The organism is Mesorhizobium sp. WSM4807, from assembly GCF_055811615.1.
This window is the reverse complement of sequence record NZ_JBVVQY010000009.1, coordinates 116,813-134,578: the sequence shown is the minus strand read 5'-3', so window position 1 is coordinate 134,578 and position 17,766 is coordinate 116,813. Positions and strand designations below refer to the sequence as shown.

General features: G+C 59.9%; 18 protein-coding genes and 1 pseudogene. 7 read left to right on the top strand and 12 right to left on the bottom strand.

The window, feature by feature from the left end; all coding sequences use genetic code 11:
• Position 1: 1 nt before the first annotated feature.
• From AC0L3N_RS14470 to AC0L3N_RS14460, 3 genes are all read right to left on the bottom strand, one after another.
• Positions 2-970 carry a D-2-hydroxyacid dehydrogenase gene (locus AC0L3N_RS14470; protein WP_473548307.1) on the bottom strand — a complete coding sequence of 323 codons (969 nt, stop codon included), beginning with the start codon at positions 968-970 and terminating at the stop codon, positions 2-4.
• 2 nt (positions 971-972) lie between these two features.
• Positions 973-1,770, bottom strand: coding sequence for a pyrroline-5-carboxylate reductase (locus tag AC0L3N_RS14465; RefSeq protein ID WP_473548213.1), 798 nt, complete (start codon positions 1,768-1,770; stop codon positions 973-975).
• A 105-nt stretch (positions 1,771-1,875) separates the two neighbouring features.
• A complete protein-coding gene (locus AC0L3N_RS14460; RefSeq protein WP_473548212.1) occupies positions 1,876-2,358 on the bottom strand; it encodes a methyltransferase family protein in 483 nt (160 codons plus the stop codon).
• A gap of 138 nt (positions 2,359-2,496) precedes the next feature.
• Between AC0L3N_RS14460 and AC0L3N_RS14455 the strand changes: the two genes are divergently transcribed.
• Complete coding sequence (locus AC0L3N_RS14455) at positions 2,497-3,000, top strand: MarR family winged helix-turn-helix transcriptional regulator (RefSeq protein ID WP_473548211.1); 504 nt, start codon at positions 2,497-2,499, stop codon at positions 2,998-3,000.
• A gap of 206 nt (positions 3,001-3,206) precedes the next feature.
• Complete coding sequence (locus AC0L3N_RS14450) at positions 3,207-3,497, top strand: hypothetical protein (protein ID WP_473548210.1); 291 nt, start codon at positions 3,207-3,209, stop codon at positions 3,495-3,497.
• Between the two features lie 64 nt (positions 3,498-3,561).
• Here AC0L3N_RS14450 and AC0L3N_RS14445 read toward each other — a convergent pair whose 3' ends face one another.
• A complete protein-coding gene (locus AC0L3N_RS14445) occupies positions 3,562-3,795 on the bottom strand; it encodes a hypothetical protein (protein ID WP_258121066.1) in 234 nt (77 codons plus the stop codon).
• 460 nt (positions 3,796-4,255) lie between these two features.
• Between AC0L3N_RS14445 and AC0L3N_RS14440 the strand changes: the two genes are divergently transcribed.
• Both AC0L3N_RS14440 and AC0L3N_RS14435 read left to right on the top strand, forming a co-directional pair.
• Positions 4,256-4,519: a hypothetical protein gene (locus AC0L3N_RS14440; RefSeq protein WP_128169785.1), complete on the top strand. Its 264-nt coding sequence runs from the start codon at positions 4,256-4,258 to the stop codon at positions 4,517-4,519.
• Between the two features lie 35 nt (positions 4,520-4,554).
• A complete protein-coding gene (locus AC0L3N_RS14435; protein WP_473485626.1) occupies positions 4,555-5,697 on the top strand; it encodes a M14 family metallopeptidase in 1,143 nt (380 codons plus the stop codon).
• A 661-nt stretch (positions 5,698-6,358) separates the two neighbouring features.
• Here the strand turns inward: AC0L3N_RS14435 and AC0L3N_RS14430 are convergent.
• The 6 genes from AC0L3N_RS14430 to AC0L3N_RS14405 form a co-directional block, all read right to left on the bottom strand.
• A complete protein-coding gene (locus AC0L3N_RS14430) occupies positions 6,359-6,682 on the bottom strand; it encodes a hypothetical protein (protein WP_473548208.1) in 324 nt (107 codons plus the stop codon).
• On the bottom strand, positions 6,648-7,556 hold the full coding sequence (locus AC0L3N_RS14425; protein WP_473548206.1) for a hypothetical protein: 909 nt from the start codon (positions 7,554-7,556) through the stop codon (positions 6,648-6,650). Before AC0L3N_RS14425 ends, AC0L3N_RS14430 begins: the two co-directional genes overlap by 35 nt.
• A 571-nt stretch (positions 7,557-8,127) precedes the next feature.
• Positions 8,128-8,364 carry a hypothetical protein gene (locus AC0L3N_RS14420; protein ID WP_473529296.1) on the bottom strand — a complete coding sequence of 79 codons (237 nt, stop codon included), beginning with the start codon at positions 8,362-8,364 and terminating at the stop codon, positions 8,128-8,130.
• Positions 8,348-9,442, bottom strand: coding sequence for a chymotrypsin family serine protease (locus tag AC0L3N_RS14415; protein ID WP_133254689.1), 1,095 nt, complete (start codon positions 9,440-9,442; stop codon positions 8,348-8,350). Before AC0L3N_RS14415 ends, AC0L3N_RS14420 begins: the two co-directional genes overlap by 17 nt.
• 31 nt (positions 9,443-9,473) lie before the next feature.
• Positions 9,474-9,887, bottom strand: coding sequence for a hypothetical protein (locus AC0L3N_RS14410; RefSeq protein WP_473548205.1), 414 nt, complete (start codon positions 9,885-9,887; stop codon positions 9,474-9,476).
• A gap of 441 nt (positions 9,888-10,328) precedes the next feature.
• Positions 10,329-10,895, bottom strand: coding sequence for an NnrU family protein (locus AC0L3N_RS14405; protein WP_473548204.1), 567 nt, complete (start codon positions 10,893-10,895; stop codon positions 10,329-10,331).
• 719 nt (positions 10,896-11,614) lie between these two features.
• Here AC0L3N_RS14405 and AC0L3N_RS14400 point away from each other — a divergent pair.
• The 3 genes and pseudogenes from AC0L3N_RS14400 to AC0L3N_RS14390 form a co-directional block, all read left to right on the top strand.
• Complete coding sequence (locus AC0L3N_RS14400) at positions 11,615-11,908, top strand: GYD domain-containing protein (RefSeq protein ID WP_473548203.1); 294 nt, start codon at positions 11,615-11,617, stop codon at positions 11,906-11,908.
• A 319-nt stretch (positions 11,909-12,227) separates the two neighbouring features.
• Entirely contained in the window at positions 12,228-12,479 is a 252-nt protein-coding gene (locus AC0L3N_RS14395; protein ID WP_473548202.1) for a VOC family protein, read from the top strand.
• Between the two features lie 105 nt (positions 12,480-12,584).
• Positions 12,585-12,674: pseudogene (locus AC0L3N_RS14390) on the top strand (hypothetical protein); the annotation flags it as partial.
• On the opposite strand, the gene AC0L3N_RS14385 reads toward AC0L3N_RS14390, so the two are convergent.
• Positions 12,644-13,345: a PIN domain-containing protein gene (locus tag AC0L3N_RS14385; RefSeq protein ID WP_473548306.1), complete on the bottom strand. Its 702-nt coding sequence runs from the start codon at positions 13,343-13,345 to the stop codon at positions 12,644-12,646. The pseudogene AC0L3N_RS14390 and the gene AC0L3N_RS14385 sit on opposite strands and share 31 nt — an antisense overlap.
• A gap of 482 nt (positions 13,346-13,827) precedes the next feature.
• Entirely contained in the window at positions 13,828-17,199 is a 3,372-nt protein-coding gene (locus AC0L3N_RS14380; protein ID WP_473548200.1) for an AAA domain-containing protein, read from the bottom strand.
• Between the last annotated feature and the right edge of the window lie 567 nt (positions 17,200-17,766).

Genomic DNA, 17,766 nt, shown 5'->3' with positions numbered 1-17,766 from the left:
GTCAATAGCCGCGCATTGGATCGACAACGCCGAGCAGCTTTTCGCCGCGCCGATAGCGGCTGAGATTGTCTGCAAACATATCAAGCGCTTTCTCCTCCCAGCCTTCATAGACCGACGAGCAATGCGGGGTGACGATCACGTTCTCATACTCCCAAAGTGGATGATCCGCCGGCAGCGGCTCGGTCGAAAACACATCGAGCGCGGCGCCTTTGATGCGGCCGCCGTCGAGCGCCGACAGCAGCGCTGCCTCATCGACGACGCCGCCGCGCGAAACGTCGATGAGCACCGCTGACGGCTTCATCGCGGCAAACGCCGCAGCGCCGATCAGCCCGCGCGTCGCCTCCAGCAGCGGCACGCAACAGGTGATGAAGTCGGCCCGGCCGCAAAGCCCCGGCAAGGACTCGATGCCGTGAACCTCGTCGACATCGGCGGTTGGCCCGGGATGCGCACGCACGCCGAGCGTCGTCAGCCCCAAGGCTTTGGCACGCCGGGCCAATGCTTGCCCGGTCCTGCCGAGGCCGAGCAGCAGCAAGGTCTTGCCCTGGATCGGCTCGACCGCCCCAGTGATCCATGTCCGGGCGCGCTGATGCCTGGCGAAATTTCGAAGACCCAGCGAGAACGACAGCATCGCCCCCAGCGCGTATTCGGCCATCATGTCGGCCGCGACACCGGCGGCGTTGGTCACCGTCACCTTTTCGGAGTTCCAGGGACCCAGATGATCCGTCCCCGACCCGCCGACCGACACCCATTTCACCGTCGGGCTTTCCAGGAGAGCGGAACGCGGAAAGCGCGCTGTGCCGTCGAAGCGCACCGAGTAGACGATCTCGGCTTTTGTCTCTTCGATCAGGGCGGCCAGACCGGCGTAGCTGTCACAAGGGTAGACCGACAGCCCCGGATGCTTGTCCCGCAACACCTTCATCGCCACGGCCGGCGCGTTGGTGTGGAGGATTACGGCAGGATCGGCTGTCATAGTCACGCTGGGGGGCCGGTGCGCGGCGCTGCTCCTGCCGAGATACGCCGATGCACGCCATCCAGGCTTTCTGCGAAGGCATCAAATACATTCCGCGCCGTAAGCTCGCGCAAAACCTGTTCGTTGAGCCCGCCGCGCGTTGCATAATCTTCCGCCAGATCCATGAAGCCGGTATCCGGCGCTGTTTCCGGTGCGTTGGCCAGCGCCTTGTAAAGCGTGACGACATAGTCGCGCGCTTGCGCGTCCGCGACGCCATGCTCTGTCAGCCAGCCATGGATCGTATCGAGATATTTGAAATAGCTGGCAAATGTCGCGGTGACGACGCTCAGCGCGTCGAACTCGCTCGGATCATCGACCTCGATCACCTTTCCCAGCCTGCCGAACAATGCCGCCATGCGCCGATCGTGCGGGCAGATGATTGTCGCTCCCTGCCTGTGAGCGATCATCGGCATGGGAAGTGCTTTCGTCACGTGCTCCACGGGAGCGATCAACGCGGCTATTTCCTCGCGCGACAGGGTGGCGATCAAGCTGACGACGTGATGGTCACGACGAAACTGCAATCCTGCAAGCACGTCATGCGCAATCTGCGGCCGAACCGCGAGCATGATCGTATCGCAACTGTTGAGGACGGCCTGATTATCGGGTGCAACGCGTACATCCGGGTAGCGAAGCGCCAGGCTGGCAGCGATTTCTTGATTACGGGGCGACAGGAGCACCGATACGGAATTGTCCGCGACTGATTTAAGCCCGGTGACAATCGCGGCTGTGAGCGCGCCTGTGCCGATGAAGCCGAGTTTCATTTGAAATCCCTAAGCGTTGGTTCTGGATCGTCGTCAGCCGACAAAATAGTACCAGCTCGGCGAGGCTTTGGGATCAGAGCAACGCGATCGGCATTCTTGCGACGCTCAGAGCCACCGCCGCACGCTTTGCCTGTAGTCGAGATAGGCATCGCCGAAGCGCCGCTCGAGATAGGCCTCCTCGCGGGCGACGACGCCGTAGCGGATCAGGATTGCAAGCGGCAGCGTGAGGACAAGGATCCAAATATTCTGCGCGGCCACGCCGATGCCGCCGTAGATGAGGAACATGCCGAGGTAGATCGGATTGCGCGTCCAGCCGTGGATGCCGGTCGTCACCAGAACGCGCGTCGGCTCATTCGTCGGCACCGGCGTCGCGGCGCGCGAGAAGTTGCGAATGCCCGCGGCGAAAAGCGCAAAACCGATCAGGATCAGCGAGCCGCCGACGACCCAGGTGACCTGGTCATTCCCCATTCCGGGGAACGGCAAACGCAGCAGGCGATCCAGCACAAAGCCAATCAGAAAAGCGGCGAGAAAGAGCAGGGGCGGTCTCGCGATAACGCCTGCGGTTCCGCTGTCGATTTGCCCAGCCATTTCCATGTCTGCTCCCGCAGGCGCCTAGGCTACGAAGCCCTACAGCCGCCTAGAAAACGACAACTAAGGTGTCATTCTAGAAGTTGACAACGGAAGTGTCAATCGCAGAGATTGGCACAGACAAAAGGAACGGAAGCGATGGCGTCGGCACGACACGGGACTGACCGAACGAAGGGGGCGGACCCCATCGTTGACGGCAAGGCCGAGGCGATCACCGAGCTGATGCTCGAAGTGGCCCAGTGCTTCTTCAGGATACGGGCTCTCGGCCAGAAGACAGGGCTCATCACCAGTTGGGGCGGTGGTGCGTTCGGCTTCATGCGCAGCCTCGCGCTGCTTGGTCCGCTCACCGTGCCGCAGATCGCCCAGATGCGGCCCACCAGCCGCCAGCGCATGCAGCGGCTGGCGGATGAGCTTGCCGCAGAGGGACTGGTCGAATTCATCGACAATCCAAAACACCGGCGCTCGAAGCTTGTGCAGCTGACGCGCAAAGGCGCCGCGCGCTATGGCGAGCTGAACGCCCAGCTGATAGCGATCGCCTCGACCATGGGCGCTGCTCTCGGCGAAGCCGACATCCGCAAGACCGCCGAGGTCGTGCGGCAGCTGAGCGACGATGTGAGAGTGCGGTCGGAGCAGCTGTCGTAGCGCCGATGCGATGGCTGCGGCAGCGCCATTGATGGGAATCCTGCTTGGGCGACGCCCCGAACTCGTGCCGTTCAGCCTGGATGCGCTTGGCTGTTTGCCGCTTCCGTCCGCGCCCGCCGGCGACGATTGCCAACCGGAACCTCTGCGGAGCTGAGGCGTTCGAAGCGCAGAAGCTGAGAGCTGCGCCACCGCAAAAGAGTACTGCAATGGCTCAGAAGATAACGACAGGCACCAACGACCGGCCGCGCAACGAAACTATCGGCCAATCCGGCGAACCCGACGACAGCAGCACGCCGCTTGAAGTCGACGAGACCGCCCGGCTAGGAAAGCAGCTGCAAGGCAAACCCGAGCAATTTCGGGAAGCCAATGCCGACGCGGCAGGCATTGCTGGCGCCGGCGAGCATATGTGTCACCGCTGCGCCGGGACAGGCATGATCGACGGCCGCACCTGCCCCGAATGCGGCGGAACCGGAAAGGTGACGACGCCGGTAGGCTAAGGCGACCAGGAGAGCGATCACGCTTGGCGGCAAAGCGCCAAGGGGCCCATGGCAATTGCGCGGATCAGATCGCCGGCACCCACTTCCAGAACACGCCCTCCATCCGTTCGGGATAGTGCTTGAACTCGCATTCGAAGCGCCATCCGTAAGTCTTGGCGGCCGCCAGCGCTGCCGGGCTGACCGGGTTCATGCCCGTTCCCGGCGCGAACCAGTCTTCCAGCAAGTCGTCGGGTATGTAGGCGCCGATCCTCAAAGGCAGCTTTTCGAGGACGACATCCATTTCCTCAGGTGCGGACAATGGCCTCTCCCTTCAAGAGCTATCAACGAACAAGTCATCTGAAACCGATTGGGTTCCAGACAATGGCAGAGTGGAAGGGAAACGTGATGGGCGACTGTCTCTCGATCTGCACATTTCAGGCGGCCCGCCGCCGCCGGTTGGTCGAACGCCGGCTAGCGTGTTCTCACAAGGTTGCAGATGGAGCTATGGGGCATACTTGACGACCGCTTGTGGGCGCCTTGCCGTCCGGCAGGACCGGGGCCGGAAGCAGACCGGCAACTTCTGGTGTCCGAAAAACGATAGCGGACATTCGGACGGCCGCGATGCGTGCGAACGGCGACCTTGTCGCTTATTGTCGTGAACGGTGTGGAGGTCTGCACAGCATGGCATGGGCTGACCGGCTTCGGGGGCGGCGTTGCACCTCACTTCGGGAGAGGCTAAAGTCGAGACAGGCTGCATAATATGCCGAGGAGCACCTGATATGGCGGAGGGCGCGACGGTCCGCTGGCTGGTTCGTCTCACTCCAGTTGCGGGTCGCAAAGTCGACGATCTCCTGAAGGTTCCACTGAGCCTTGATGTCTGGGAACGGGAAGCTGACGCCGTCGTGGCGGTTGCCTCAGAGCAGACGATTGCCGAGCTCGAGCGCCGACGAATAGCTGGCGTCGAGCGCCTCCGCACGATCGCCGACCTGGAAAGTGGAGCACCCAGCTCCGATCACCTCGACGGGCAATCCGAGGGTCCTTGATCAGGCTCGCTTTATCGAAGGAAGGAGATGGTCGCATGAACCTGATCGCCAAGGTCACGTCTTCGGGACTGCAGAAGCCGCTTGGGGACGTTCTTCGAGTGCCGCTGGGCATCGACGTTTGGGAGGTCAAGCCGGATCACCTGATCCTTCGTGCAACCGAGGCTCAGCTGGACCGCCTGTCCAGCATGGGCTACCTCGTCGAGCAACTCGAGGATGTGGCGCGGCACCTGTCCACCTTCGCCAGCGCCGAGGCGGCGGAGCAGTATCATTCGGCAGCCAGCCTGGAGGAGGAGCTGCGGCAGCTTGCGGAAGCGAAGCCGGACATCGCCCAATTGATCGAGATCGGCCGAAGTATCGAGGGCCGGCCCATCCTTGCCTTGCGGATCGGGGACCGTCGCGGCGGTGTTCCCAAGGTTCTCTTCATGGGCTGCCACCACGCGCGCGAGTGGATCGCCGTGGAAGTGCCCTTCCTGCTCGCCAAGGAACTCGTCGAGCGGGCTGACGAGGCGCCGATCGCAGGTTGGCTTACGAGCGGAGAAGTCTGGGTCGCCCCGCTGGTCAACCCGGACGGCCATGAACACAGCCGGGCACAAGAGCGGCTTTGGCGCAAGAACCGCCGCAGGAACGACGACGGCTCGTTCGGCGTGGACCCGAACCGCAACTATGGCTACATGTGGGGCATTCTTGACGTGCCCACTTCCAGCCACGTGCCGAGCGACGAGACCTATGTCGGCCCGCGCGCTTTCTCCGAGCCGGAGACCCAGGCGGTCCGCGATCTCATAGGCTGCGAACGCTTCGCCGGCGTGATCACCTATCACAGCTACTCTCAGCTCATACTCTACCCCTGGGGCTACACGGAGAAGCCCATACCGGACGTTCAGCATCGGGAGCAGATGGTGGGGATGGCCCAGGAGATGCAAACCCTGATTAAGGGGGTGCATGGCAAGACCTATGTCCCGCAGCAGTCTTCCGAGCTCTACTCAACCGCGGGCGATACAACGGATTGGACCTACGGGACCTACGGCATACCGTCGTTCACGGTCGAACTCAGGCCGCGCACCTTCGAAGAAGGCGGGTTCATCCTGCCGCCAGACCAGATCCTGGCGACCTGGGAGGAGAACCGTCCGGCTGCATTCCGGTTCGTCGAACAGCTCCTGGCGGCGCCTGTGGCAGCATAGGAGGCGGAGGACGACCGGTCCTGGAATTCCGGAACGAGTTCGGAGGAACCGGTTGCGATCATCGAGCTAACCGAAGGAGAACGCGCGTTCCGCGTAAAACGCGCGCGATCAAGATGCTTGGGGTTCGGCCGGTGAGCCCATCTGGGCCGCATTTTCGGTTGCTGCCGAGAGACCGTCTGCCGCCCCTTGCACTGTTCGGCGGCGGCTTGATCGTCCCCGGGTGCTCGCCAGCGAGTTAAGCTTCAGGCCAAAGAAAGGCTCGGGGCACGACTCGCGCAAGGGAGCAAGGGTGGCCATCGCTATAAGCGATGGCTCGTTTGTCCGCACCCCGGTCATTCAGCGCTTTGCTCACGACCCTCTGCTTGCCACCCCTTCTACGACGTTCGCCACTGCTGAAGGCTAAGGCTGTTCAGGGTCAAGGGTTGCCTATCAGGGCCGGAGCGTCAGGGTCCTGATTGGGGTCGTAAGCTGAAATTCAAGCTGACACGATTTCGGACCAGCGCACAAAATGATGTGTACCGATCATGATACGTCACGTCGGCAAAGACCCTCACAAATCTGTCGACCTCGGCGCGCATCCGCTGCCTCGAGAGCCTTGCGGCGAAGCCTGACGATTGGTTGGCCGCCGACAAGGATGCCACGATCGCGCATCGGCGTCGGCTTATCCTGGCGGTACGGCCGTCACCTCGTCAGTGATCTTTGAATCAGATTTCGTCGCCCCGATAGCGCGGTCGCCGGTGAGAAGCGAAACGTGCTCGAAGACGACCGGTTTTGTCGGATAATCGCGGGAAACGGCAGCGAACAGGAGCTTGTCACGGGTTCGTTGCGTCTCCTTTTTGGCGAGGCGCCCGGCCTTGAGCCGCTGCACCACGATCTGGCTTTCGCCCACCCGAATATTGTCAGCCTGGAGCAGAACCCTCCGTGTGCCCACCAGGGCCTCGCGACTTAGATCAAGGTTTTCCCCCATCAACTCGCGCTGAGCCATGCGCAACATCTGCCGAGCCGCCGAACGGTAAACTGGGTTGTGCGGATGATCGACAGGGCCCTGCTCGGCCCACCTCAACTCGAATTGCTCGTCGAACTCGCTGGTGCGTGCCGCCGGCGCCGCCGCGTTCATCCATTTGAGCGTCGACCGGATGACCGAAAGGCCCGGTCGGACCGTGATCGCAACCGCAACACATCCTCATAATAGAAGCGTCTCGGACATTTCTCGTAGCGTTCGATGGCCTCGACTGCGATGCCTTGGGATGAGTCGAACTCGCCAGAGAGTGGCGGATAGGCGGGCTAGTCTTCCGGATGAGTTCGTCCAGAGCGCTGATTGCCGCCTTGTCGACCAGGCTATCGAGAGGGTCCAAGTCGTTCATGGTCGTTGAGGCGCTGGCGACCATGCGCGGCTTGGGTTTGTCTTTGAGCTTTGCACGCTGCTTGGTGGTCTGGCTGGCGATCGAACCACTGAGGTCGATCTCGAGGTATTCCGACATCCGGGTCGGCGTCTCGGTGAGTATCAGCTTCACCAGGTGAGTCCTGACCTCGCCGGCGATTTCGTCGACGTCGGTTGGACTGAACCCGCGGCAGTTCAACGCCACGATCTTGCCGGCGCGGGTCATGACCTCGCGCACCAGGCGACCAGTCGGCTCGCGCCGCTTGCCGCCGTTGCGGGCGAAGTAGACGAGCGTCTGGGTTTTCCATCTCGAGGGCGCCTCAAGCAGCATGGCGCCCGACCTGTCAGACTGGAGGACCTCGGCGATTTCCTCTTCGACGTCGGCAAATCGCGTGTACGGACGGCCGTCTCTCTCCCGTACCGAGGTTAGTGGCACGGGGCGAAGCATGAGTGCATCTGGTGTCGACGAGTCAATCATATCCCCCTCAAGCCGGCATTATGCTGAGTCGGAAAAAGCGCAGGAAGGATTTTTTTGAAGAATTCGCGAAAATCTTTCGGCTAGCAATCAAACAGCGCCCGGCCCGGCTTGGACGGTCACTCAGCCTAGGATTGTCGCGACGAGGCTATCGCGGACGGCGGATGAGCGGGATATGAGCAAAGCCGTTATGGCGCTGTTCGTTGTTTGTTCGCTGAAGGTCGCATAAGATTGCAGAGAGGAATGCGTTCGGAACGGATCTAGCCGTAACGGACCTTTCCATTCGGCCAACCTCAATGACTGAAAACGGGCGAGTTGCAGACGTTCGGCATCAGCCGCCCGAACCCAGATAGCGGAGTGATATTGAGCAACACCCCATCTCGGCCTGTGATCGTCGCAATGCCGGCTGGGAGTAAGGGCGGCGCGCTAACGGTTCTAGGGATCTATCTCGCGGGATTGCCACGTATGTTTTGATCGGCCGCCGTGGGTCTCAGTGGTGCCGGATCGATAGCAATGTTCGGCCGACTACCCTTCAGGTCGCCCTCACGCCAATTCGACATGCCACCGAAAGAAACTATTGGTACGTGTTGGCTCGTGGTTCGATGTTGGCAATCACCTTGAAAGGGTGGGCTTCCTGCCGCGCTTCATCGAGCAGCTTCCCGAGCAACTCCCGCTCCACTTCCGTCACCCGCTCATCGACTTCGAACCGGACGGCTTGCTGGTCGCGCACTATTCCAACACCATGGACGCCGCACTTGCCGAGGTACTTGGCACTCAGCTTTGATTTGGCATCTTCAAGCGATTGCGGCAACATCCGCTCCGTCGACTAACTCGATCTCAAGTTCAGACAGCACATCACTTATTTGGTTTGCGACCCCATAATTTCCAGATGGAGGACCGGCAAAATACAATCCAACACCCCGCTTCTGGCCCAATTCGACCACTAATGAGCCACTGTCGCCGCCAAGCCCGAATGCCGGCGCGCCAGAGACGGATTCAATACGAATTTGATTCTGGAACAATCCTACGATGCTTGCATCACTGTGATCCATCCCAATCAAGGCGTCGTAGGCGATGTCGGTAACGATGCCTTCAGTATAGCCCGTCGTCCGCCCATGCTTGCAAACGCTCATCCCAACAGCTGTAACCGCTGTTCCATTGATGCTTCCGATTGTACATATCTCGGGCCGCCATTGGATATCAGGCGCAAACTTCGCGATCGCCCCGTCCACTCTGTTCGGCGCGCCTGACAGGTCGATGGGAGTAAATCGCACTAAGTCAGCCACATAGGCCTGGCTATCGCCCCCATCCGCTGGGCCAGGCTGATAAATATCGTCGCCCGGATAGCCTTTGTTCACGTTGGCTAAGACGTGATTGTTGCTAAGAATATAAACTTGCTGTGCACTATCGCCTTGTCGACGCGAGCGACAAAAGTAACCGAGTGTCCCTGCAGTGATATCACGGTGGGCCACGCTTATGCCTGCAACGAGAGGCCTCTGTTTCCCTTTCCGTGAGTCAGAACACGTCGGAGCAGCCGACGCTGAAGCAGCCTGTCCCGCTGCCGTTTTGGGTCTGCGCGCCAATGCAAATGCAGGAGCGGATTCAATAATGTCGGTGGGGATACCATCAATTGTTTCGGGAATCCGATCCCTGGGGGACAACAGGCTCGGCGCGATTTTCTGAACAACGTGAACACGCACAACCATATCGTCTGTCGTAGCCTGCCCGTTCACAAACTTGTGCCCTATACCGACTGCGTGGACATTGAGGCGCGCTCCGGCCACCGCCTCATCCACACTCATCGTTTGAACACGTGCAACAACCTTGCTCCGAAAACCCAGCGGAAGATAACGCGCGCTTAAAGACTGTTTAGCCTCGAGTACGTCCATCTAAGCTATCCTTATTCGGGCACGGCTTTGTTTAGAACTGACAACGCGCCAGCGGCGCGGCGGTTTCAGGCTTCGCCCTAAATGGTATCGACCATAGGAAATCTGTCTGAACGTAGAAGGGCTTGCTGTCTTTCTCGAATTTCTTCCCGCGCCAGAGGATGCGTACGCTTCGACAGCCCGGCAACGCGGCGTCGAGGCTACGCAATTCTTCCTCCATTTCCGCCTTGAGCGCGGCGGTGAAGGCGCGGGCATCCATCGACAGACCCAGATCGGCGTAATATTCGGCCCGGCGACGATCGAAATCCTTCGGCAAGTCATCGTCCGGATTGCGGTGACGATCGGCGCCAACCACCCAGATCTCCTTGGCTCGGATGCGCTCGCGCAACGCCTGCAGGACGCAAAGCTCGTAATCGATCAGGTTGATCCGTCTGCCGCCCGCAATCATGAAACCCCGCCATTTAGCCGGAACCACGCCGTCAACTGGAACGCCGTCCCCGATGCTGAGCAACCGGCGGCCCTCGCGTCGCGCCCGACGAATCCATGCCAACGCATTCAAAACGGGCCGGTGCGCCGCATTGTTCGAACGGACCCACCTCGGCGAGAGAAGCGACGGAGGATATCTGAGCCATCCCGGGGACGCATTCGCTCCAGTAATTGTATCCCGTACCGCTCGTGTTTGCAGCGTCGCGCGCGGTTGGCAAAGCAACGCGCGATCCGAGCCGAATTACCGCAATGTTGCTGGCTGGAGCCGTCTATGGATCAAAATTCTGATGTGCCGACCTTATGTCAAGCATTGTTTCCCTGTGGCGTCTGCGAGGCGCTCGATCCGCGGCAACTGGTGGGATTCCCCAAGACATCCTCGAAGGCGCGCCGTCGCTGCGGACGTTCAAGCGAAGGGCGAGACTCCGAACAGCCAGCCGTGCAGCCAGAGCCCGAACAATGCGAAAGCCACCAAGCCGATGCCCACAGCAATCAGGTCGCTACGCGGTCGCACGACCGCGGGTGCCGGATCGCCGCGTGGAATGACGGCAATGAGATCGACAATTGCGTAAACCAGAAATGCTCCGAAGACTAGGAGCGAGGCAAGGTCGCCATTGGCCAGGAGGTGGCCGATGGCCCAAAGGATGATGCCCACCAGCGTCGGGTGCTTCAGCCGATGCTTGATTGAACCCGTGGGCAAGTAAGCGGCTGCCAGAAAGACGAATGCGGCGAGCACCAACACCGACGCGACATGGCGGCCCCAAGAGGGCGGCTCGTAGATCTCAGGCGCATTGGGCCGATAAAGACTCCAGCCCCAGACGATCAGCACGAAGCCGATGATCGATAGGAGCGAATAAAGTCCCTTCCAGCGCCGCTCGTTTGTGGCGATTTGCTCATCACGAAAGCTGCCGGCGGCGATCCGAACAGAATGGATTCCGAAGAAGACCACGAGGCCGAAAACCAGTACTAGCATAACACCTCCGAGGTTCGGCGCGTCGGCGGGAAGGAAGGCTTGCTTACGCTCTCGCTCGAGTTGCCGGCTGCATATGCGCAAAACGGATCCTGCGAACGAGATGGTCAGAGTAATATATCAGGGACCCGCAATCTTGGAATGGGCTAAGCTGCCGATTGGCACGGCACCGCACGTTTGACACCTGCCAGTCGCCGCCTTCGCGCGGCGCCACTCGGCCGTCGGTCTTCAAAGATTCGGCTGTGCGCCACCTTTCGGGTCCTTCGCCCAATACGGGATCAGACCCCACCGCCAGGGCAGTGACAGACACCGCTATGACAATCGTTCTGGCTGGTGGCGAAAGCGTGTGTAAGTCTTGTCCTCCAAGTGGCCGTCGATCTCGGCTACAGTCCCTCGACGGTCTTCCTACACTTGGGCCGGCTGCGAGGAGTTGGACGACGTCGCAGGGATGGCTTCGCCGAACTGCTGGACCACGGCTCGATCGAGATCACATTCGCATCACAATGGCGACGAGGCCATCCTCCAGGCCAAACGTGATCCTTCTTCAACGGCCTGCTAGGGCCTTCCGCCCACTGTTCCCGAGCCAAGGGCGTCATAAGGGAGCCATTCTTGCAATCGGCCTTAGCAATGGGACGCAGTTCGCGTGACGTGCTATGCTTTGAGGCGGGAGATGCGGCGGTCGCCGAAGCGCCCGCACGCCTCCTTGTCTATGGGAGGATAACATGGCTTACTATGTGCTGCTCACCAACTTCACGGATCAAGGGGCTAAGACAGTCAAGGACACCGTTAAGCGTGCTGAAGCATTCAAGGAGATGGCGGCCAAAAGCGGGGTCAAAGTGCATTCGCTTTACTGGACGCTCGGTCAGCACGACGTGGTTGCGATTGCCGAAGCCGACGATGATATTGCCGCGACCGCGCTCAGCTTATCGATAGCTTCGCTCGGCAACGTCCGAACGCAGACCCTAAGGGCTTTCGACGCCAACGATATGGCAAAGATCATTGCCAAGATGGGCTGAAAAAAGAAGCGACAATAAAGATCGCGCCGACCGTTGGCGCAAGCAAACGGCCGACGCGACCGCGCCGATCCACAGTTCCGGGTTTCAGGCACGTGACCTGTGGGCGCGGGCTTCGGAAGAGATGGTTTACGTGGTTTGTGACTCAGTGCTTCCGGGAGGCTTCCCTGGAATGTCTGAGCCGGCGGCGACCGTGTCCTCGACGTCGGCGATCTCACCGTCTTGGCCGTGGCGCCGGGTAGGCGATGCAGCGAGAGCGTTCATCGTTCTTCATCGTTCAATGGAGGGGTGAGGAGGACCGGGCGGGACCAAGGAGAATCATATGTTCAGCCATGTAAAATTCGCCCATCTGCCAGTGCGCGACCAGGATCGCGCGATCGCATTCTATCGCGACAAGGTAGGGCTTAAGGTCGCGACGGATGCTCCCTATCGGGACGGTCTCCGCTGGATCGAGCTGGCCGTCGGGGAGTCGCCCACCCATCTGCTTTTCACAGAGCGGCCCGACGACACGCCCGGCGAGACGCCACCTACAGCGGGGGCTCGACGGCGCTTCCATGCACGCGGCGAGCGGTGAGCGAACCTTTTCGAGTTGACCCCCGACCTCCTGGTTAAGCCGGTCCCAACTTGCCTGGGACGGCCATTCATAGCTGAGCCGGTCGATGATGGCACTGCGAACCTCATGCTCGAAGTCCTCTTGCTGCCGAGTGCAATTCTAATTACACCCGATGTCGGGGCGGCCTATGAACGGCTGACAGAGCGCGGCGTGGAGTTCACGCAACCGCCGTCGCCGGCACCTTGGGAGCCAGGCTCTCCCGCCTTCCAGAGCTCGACGATCTTGTCGGCGAGATCCGCATCTTTGTAGGCTTCACTGTAAGTCCCGAGCGCTTCATTGAGTGGAAACACCGCGACCAGATGATCTGATTTCTCGCAGAAATCCTTCCAGGCCTTGTCCTGGGCGATGCACATGACCAGCTTCTTCCGCTGCTTTGCATAGGCCTCCAGGCACAGTAGTGCGGCTGCGTCGGGAAATTCCTTTTTGCGGGGTTGGTTCTTCGCGAAGGGCGTCTCGACTGCGAAATACCGGCGGAACAGTTCCGTCAGCCCGTCCGGCGTATCGGCGACCTTGATCACCTCCGCCCCCACGGTCGCGACGAAATCATCGAACTCGGACTTTGCGAATTCCGCCGGATCCTTGTCCAGAAACAGGGTCGCTTGTTCACCGCCGGCGCTTTGGCGATGCCATTTGAGATTGTGGTTACGCAGTGCGGTCTTCAGAGCCCGCTGCGTGTCCGCCGCCTCGACCTCGAGGTGAGACATCATCTCGCTCGCAATCACGTCGGTTATCAGGATCGGTGTTTTCCTGGTCTTGATCTGCGCGATCGACCGGAAATCCGTGCGCCTGAAATCTTTTTGTTTGCTGTCGAAGACGGTGGTGTCAATCGTTACTGCGCCGCAATCCGACCCTCACCGATCGCAACAATCAATTCCTCGCGAGACATTGTTGGCATCTAGAGTTCTGCTTTCTTTCCTCATACGAGGGAATCCGCCTATCGCACCATCACTGCGCCGCTCATGGTCTGGAGCCTCGAACCCCGCCTTGGCATCATCCACGGAAAGATGAAGATGCCAATGCCATGCGCCATTCGCGGTCAAGAAATCAGCGCATCGAGCGCAACGGTGGATGCCAACGACTCCTATGGCGCGGAAGGCAACGAGACCTCGTTGCCCAGACGATGTCTACTTTCAAACAGAGGCAACGACTTCCTCTATGACCGACTGTGGGGCGCGAAGTGACCGTTCCGAGTGTCCGGCGCAAAGTCCGTTTCCAGGCGAAGGCAAAGCTCGTCTGAACGACCGAAATGATGGCGCATTGCTGCGTGTGGCTCGTTTGACTCAAGGGTTATCCGATAGACACCCACCGGTTATTTAGTGCGCCGTTTCAAGTCATCCCTCGTCACGCGGACTTCGGCCTCTACATCGTCGCCTCGATAGATGTAACTGGTTTCATGACGTGCATATTGGCCTTCTCGATCGGCACTTAGCCAGTTGAATGACCCTACGCAGAGAAGGTCATCCTCGACGGCGACAATCTTGCTGTGAAGCTTCTCAAGACGGTGCAGCGTGACGCCAATCTGTCTCAGCGCCCCGTCAGCTTCGTCTATCTGCTTGGCGCCACCAGGCGTCAGGTCGGCGTTCAACAAGGGGTCGGCGTAGATGTCGATCTTGGCACCCCGGGCGGCGGCTAACTCCAAGGCCTTCAAAATGCCTGTACGCTCCATCGTTCGCAGCTTGATCCAAGGGCTTACGATCAGATAGCGGCGCGCGTCGGCAGACAACACATCCAACAGGAACGCGTCATGTTGTGCAGCGTCACGCAGACTTTGCAACTCTCTTTGGCTCCCGTGTAGATCGGCGCGCGGCACCGGATCGAAATTGAGCTCTCGACCAGGTTTATCAAGGAAGGCCGACAACAATGCACGAGGCGAACCAGGTACCGCGCTCGCCAGCACATCCATGTCTCCGAATACTAGAAAACTGTCTTTGGCGCGTGACACGGTTACGTTCAGCATGCTGGGAGAAGCGTCGATGAAACCACCATCGGCATGTTTGGAATAGACAGGAGAAAAAATTACCACCAGGCGCTCGGCACCTTGAAGTGCGTGGACGGTGCCGATTGTTATACCCAAGCGCCCCGAGACTAGGATCTTTTGTGCGGAGCAAGCCCGCTGTAACTCGCGGACCTGAGCTCCAAATGGTGTAACAATGCCGACGATTTCCTCTATTGGGCGATTGTACCGCGCCTCCAAAGAGAGACGGTTTTGAGAGATCCAATTCGCGATGGTGTGAGCTTCGGTGGGGTTTGAGCGGCTACTGCTCGCACGAACCGCCTTTCCGTCGATGTGAACGTATCCCATGGCAGGCAAGAGCGCATCGCTTGGCACGGGCCCGCGACGGGGGCGAAGCTTGCCCTGGTAGCAAAGGGCATTGCTGTACTCAATGATCTCATCATAGCAACGGCGGTGTTCAAACAGCCAAAGGCCCGGACCTAGGTCTGGCCAAGGCGAAATGCGACAGGCTTGTTGGGCGAGCCCCATAGCGCTGCCTGATGTGCTGCAAAGGCCCGTGGCACTGATGCTTTGGATGTCTGCATCCGAACGGAGCAAACCAGCCTCGCGTAAATTCCCAACGTCGACGGGGCGAGGTATGGCGGAGATCGGCTCTATCTGCCTCAAATCGCCGATAACCAGGGCGCGCTTGGCCAAAGCGAAGGCAGCGCCCGCGACCTCGGGCAAGGCCTGGCCCGCCTCATCGATGATAAGTAGGTCGATAAAATCGTAAAGGAACTCATTGGACCATTCGCTTCCGTCTCGGCGGCTGTAAGAAAGCTTCGAAGCGAGGCTGGCGAAGGTTGAAACTGCGCAAGGGGTCAGCATCATGCGCCGATGCCAGCGAAGGACCAAAGCGGATCGGCCTCTTTTCGCGGCAGAGCCGACGATCGCTGCCAAGTCGGCTTCCATCGCCATCAACCAGCGGCCTTCCCAATAATGGGTGGCAAGTCGGAAAAGCTCGAAACGTTGGTTGACGTCAATACGATCCTCCAAGCCCTCCTCCAGCCCATCCCCTCCGTGGAGCGACATCAACGCCTGTTTTCGAGCGGATTGGGCGGCGCTGATCTCCGCCAGCACCTTCCTGATGCGAGTCAAAGCTTTATTTGCCGAGGCATGTTCGCCCTCGGCCTTTCGGAGCGTCTGACCTAGGAGTTGGTCAATCTCAGAGACACGCCTCAGCCCCTCAAACCCGGAAAGACCTCCCAGCGTCAAGCGCGCCCTGAGAACTCGCTTTCGTTCAATGCCCGGGAGAAAGCTGAACAGCGCCAGGAGGCTGGATTCCTGGGCTTGTTGGCGGGCGAACGCAGCGCGGTGGCGTTGCATGCTTTCGACCACAAGCGCCCAGTCGCTGACACTTGCCTGTGCACGCGCTTCTGCTACCGCCGGGTCGGCTCCAAGTAGCTGCGCTTTGTCCATCGCCAAAGATTGATGTTCGAGGCTGCGGTCAGCCTCCTCAAGTTTTGCCACCTGATGGGCAATAGCTCGCTGAATGGCAGCGACATAGTCGGCGACCTCTCCCTGAACGTCAGGGAAAGCCGCTCTGGCAGAAACTAGCCACGCATCTTTCCCTGCCTGAAAGCCATCGATGGTTTCAATCCGAGTTTGGAAGTCCTCGGTTTGATATTTCTCTGCCGCCTCCTGCCGTCGAGAATTTGCAGGCAAGAATATACCAAAGCTGCCGACTTCGGGCAGCCAACGCCCCGCGATCGGCCCGTCGCCAGAGGCGAAATCCTTACCAAAAGCGTCGATGATGTTCGTGACTGCTTGATTGTTGGACGACGTAGCCACTATCACAGGTGGATCACCGCCATTCAATGCTGCACGAACCCAAAGTCCGGCCACCGCCGAAAGAAGGAGGGTCGTCTTACCCGTCCCCGGCGGACCGTTGACGGCGACTACATCGCCTGGCGCTGCAGCGTCCAGCCAGGCGAGAACCTGTCGCTGCTGCTCAGCCAATGGGAAATGGGGATTGGAATGACCCAGACGACGGGCAAGTGCTTTCTCTATCTTGCGGTCAGCGAGCGAAGCCTTCGCTGGTGAGACAATCTTGGCGAGGAGCGGCGCGCCCGGACGATCGGCTAGGATTTTGTCGTATAGGTGCAAGATATTACGCACTGTCGCCGAAGCGTCCTCGGCTAGCTCCAGCAAGCCAAAACCGGCTGCGCGGTAATATTGATCTCCTTCTGGCCAGCCCTTGGCCACGGCGTCCACCATTTTGCGACAATGCGCCAAATAGGCCGCCCAATCCGAAGTGTCGCCCGCTTGCAGCGGCTCCGCAGTCAGGAAGCTATCTAAGGCATCTACAGCACCGATAGTGAACTCGTCAGAAGGTAGCGGCGTCAGCAAGTCACGCGCAATCGCGTTGCGTCGCGGCGAGATCTTGCCCTCGCGGTCAAGCAGTGCCTCGGTAACCACAGGCGCGCCCAATTCGGGAAGGCCGTCGATGCTCACCGCACCATGTGACACGCGCCTTGCCACTACTAGCGGCCAAAAGCGGACCCCAACAGTCTTAGCTTTTGCTTCCCCCTTGAATAGTCGATTGACCGACTCCCTAGGCAGCAGGCCATTCCTGAGGGTCTCCGGAGAGAGTTCGATAAACCGTTGGCGATCCCGTTGGCTGAACTTGCCCTCTCCCAGGGCTCCGTCAGCCAAAGAAGTGCGCCAATAACGCAGTACGGCATCCACGCTTCTATTCACAAATGTGGCCCCTTGGTAGCGAGTGATGATTGAAATTGATCGGTCCCCGACACCCGATCGTGTATCCAGATACGGTCAAGCTGTACATGCACTTTCCGAGCGTCTGCACGGCCTTCTCGCGACCAGATCGTGGAGGACTTCGCATGTATTCTGACCTACAATGTTTCAGAACCTTCCGAGTGATTGCGCTTCGCCTTTTGGCACGATGAGGGCGACGCCAGACAATCCGTGTCGGAGTTGAGGATCGCTAAGCTAGCGTTGAGCTCTGAGTAAATTCAGCAACCGGTACTGGCCGAACCCGAAGGTTTGAGCCCACTCCAGGCGCTCCGCGTTGTCCAACACTTTTTCCATGGAGCCTTCCGTCGGCCCCGGCGTCTGCAATCGGTCATGGTGGAGGCGCGCAACCGGAAGATCTCGGATAGTCTCGGGGATAAATGCTCGCGCCCGTGGTCCGTAGCAAACGGATTAGCCGTCGCTAAGCAAGGGGCGGACCGTCAGCTACTAGGAAAGCACCGGCGGTTTTAAATGTCCGAGAGTGGGCGCTAAGCGGTCGCG

Coding starts and splice junctions, on each gene's coding strand:
- AC0L3N_RS14470 (WP_473548307.1), bottom strand. CDS start 970: ATGACAGCCGATCCTGCCGTAATCCTCCACACCAACGCGCCGGCCGTG.
- AC0L3N_RS14465 (WP_473548213.1), bottom strand. CDS start 1,770: ATGAAACTCGGCTTCATCGGCACAGGCGCGCTCACAGCCGCGATTGTC.
- AC0L3N_RS14460 (WP_473548212.1), bottom strand. CDS start 2,358: ATGGCTGGGCAAATCGACAGCGGAACCGCAGGCGTTATCGCGAGACCG.
- AC0L3N_RS14455 (WP_473548211.1), top strand. CDS start 2,497: ATGGCGTCGGCACGACACGGGACTGACCGAACGAAGGGGGCGGACCCC.
- AC0L3N_RS14450 (WP_473548210.1), top strand. CDS start 3,207: ATGGCTCAGAAGATAACGACAGGCACCAACGACCGGCCGCGCAACGAA.
- AC0L3N_RS14440 (WP_128169785.1), top strand. CDS start 4,256: ATGGCGGAGGGCGCGACGGTCCGCTGGCTGGTTCGTCTCACTCCAGTT.
- AC0L3N_RS14435 (WP_473485626.1), top strand. CDS start 4,555: ATGAACCTGATCGCCAAGGTCACGTCTTCGGGACTGCAGAAGCCGCTT.
- AC0L3N_RS14430 (WP_473548208.1), bottom strand. CDS start 6,682: ATGGCTCAGCGCGAGTTGATGGGGGAAAACCTTGATCTAAGTCGCGAG.
- AC0L3N_RS14425 (WP_473548206.1), bottom strand. CDS start 7,556: ATGATTGACTCGTCGACACCAGATGCACTCATGCTTCGCCCCGTGCCA.
- AC0L3N_RS14415 (WP_133254689.1), bottom strand. CDS start 9,442: ATGGACGTACTCGAGGCTAAACAGTCTTTAAGCGCGCGTTATCTTCCG.
- AC0L3N_RS14410 (WP_473548205.1), bottom strand. CDS start 9,887: ATGATTGCGGGCGGCAGACGGATCAACCTGATCGATTACGAGCTTTGC.
- AC0L3N_RS14405 (WP_473548204.1), bottom strand. CDS start 10,895: ATGCTAGTACTGGTTTTCGGCCTCGTGGTCTTCTTCGGAATCCATTCT.
- AC0L3N_RS14400 (WP_473548203.1), top strand. CDS start 11,615: ATGGCTTACTATGTGCTGCTCACCAACTTCACGGATCAAGGGGCTAAG.
- AC0L3N_RS14395 (WP_473548202.1), top strand. CDS start 12,228: ATGTTCAGCCATGTAAAATTCGCCCATCTGCCAGTGCGCGACCAGGAT.